The following is a 1,514-nucleotide window of genomic DNA, read 5'->3' as shown; positions in this document are numbered from 1 at the left end:
TCAGACGCTGACCCTCAGCATCTGCCAGGAGTGGGGTGGCAGGGTGATGCGAACGGTGTCCCCTTCGACTGCGGTCCCATGTCCCGGCCGGGGTGCGACCTCGTTCGGGCGCTCCATGCTGTTCACCACGTGAAGGTCGGGATGCGTGATGATCTGATGATCCACCACCCGCGCCGGGCCGCCAAAGCCCTGAAGCGAGAGCCCGGTCGCAAGCGTCTCGGACGGGTGGCGGTTCACGGCAAAGAAGGTGACGACCCTCTCGGCGGCGTCGAGGACGCCTGCGATGTCGAGGTAAGGCACGTCTCCAGCCAACTCCGTCCCGTAAGTCGGCGAGTCGACGGCGAGTTGCAAAGCCGTGCCACGCCCGTAGAGAGACGTGAGCAGGAAGGGCCAGTAGGTCGTCTGCCGCCACGCGGGCCCGCCCGGCTCGGTCATGATGGGTGCGATGACGTTCACGATCTGCGCGATGCAGGCGATCTTCACCACGTCCGCGCGGCGGATGAAGGTGTTGAGCGTCAGTCCGACCTGCAGCACGTCCTCGAAGTTGTAGATGTCCTCGAGCAGGCGCGGCGCATGGGGCCAGCCCTGCATGCCCTCCAGGATCGCGCGGTCCTGCTCGTGCGAGTGATACCAGACGTTCCACTCGTCGAAGCAGATGGCCACCTCGCGCTTGGAGCGCTTGTTCGCCTTCACGACGTTGATGACGGACTGGATCGTGGCGATGTAGGTGTCGAGCTTCGTGCTCAGCGCCAGGTATTCGGCGGTGTTCTTGGCCTTGTTCTGCGAATACATGTGGAGCGACAGGTAATCGACCGTCTCGTAGGTGTGCTCCAGCGTGATCCGCTCCCACTCGGGATAGGTGGGCATGTCGGGCTTGGAGGAGCCGCAGACCACGAGTTCGAGCTTCTTGTCGAAGGCCCTCAGGGCCTTGGCCACCTCGCCCGCAAGACGGCCGTACTCGACGGCGGTCTTCTGGCCGATCTGCCACGGGCCGTCCATCTCGTTGCCCAGGCACCAGAGCTGGCAGTTCCAGGGCTCCGCCCGCCCGTTCTTCTTGCGCAGGTCGCCCCAGTAGGCGCCGGTCGGGCCGTTCACGTATTCCACGAAGTTGCGCGCCTCGTCGAGTCCGCGCGAGCCCAGATTGAGGGCCAGCATGGGCTTGGTGCCGACCAGGTCGCACCAGTCCATGAACTCGTGGATGCCGACCTCGTTGGACTCGGAGGTGTGCCAGGCCAGGTCGAGGCGTGTGGGGCGGCTGTCGCGCGGACCGATGCCATCCTCCCAGTTGTAGGAGGACACGAAGTTGCCGCCGGGGTAGCGGATGAAGGGCATCCGGAGCGCCCGCACGAGCTCGGCCACATCGCCGCGGAAGCCGTTGGCGTCCGCCGTCGGATGCCCCCTCTCGTAGATCCCGGAATAGATGGCACGCCCCAGATGCTCGAGGAACCCCGAGTAGATGCGGTCGTCGATCCGCGCGACCGTGTAGTCGCGATGGGCCGTGACACGCGCCGTCA

At 65.7% G+C, this 1,514-nt stretch carries 1 protein-coding gene; it reads right to left on the bottom strand.

Features of this window, described 5'->3' with window-relative positions; genetic code table 11:
* Positions 1-1,514, bottom strand: a 1,514-nt coding sequence (arfA, locus tag J3P31_RS21125) for an arabinosylfuranosidase ArfA (RefSeq protein ID WP_246849739.1), incomplete at its 5' end; no start/stop codon positions are given.

The sequence above is a fragment of the Rubellimicrobium arenae genome (assembly GCF_017916275.1).
Classification (GTDB): domain Bacteria; phylum Pseudomonadota; class Alphaproteobacteria; order Rhodobacterales; family Rhodobacteraceae; genus Rubellimicrobium; species Rubellimicrobium arenae.
Note: the sequence above shows the minus strand (reverse complement) of the source record. Positions and strands in the feature narration are given on the sequence as shown.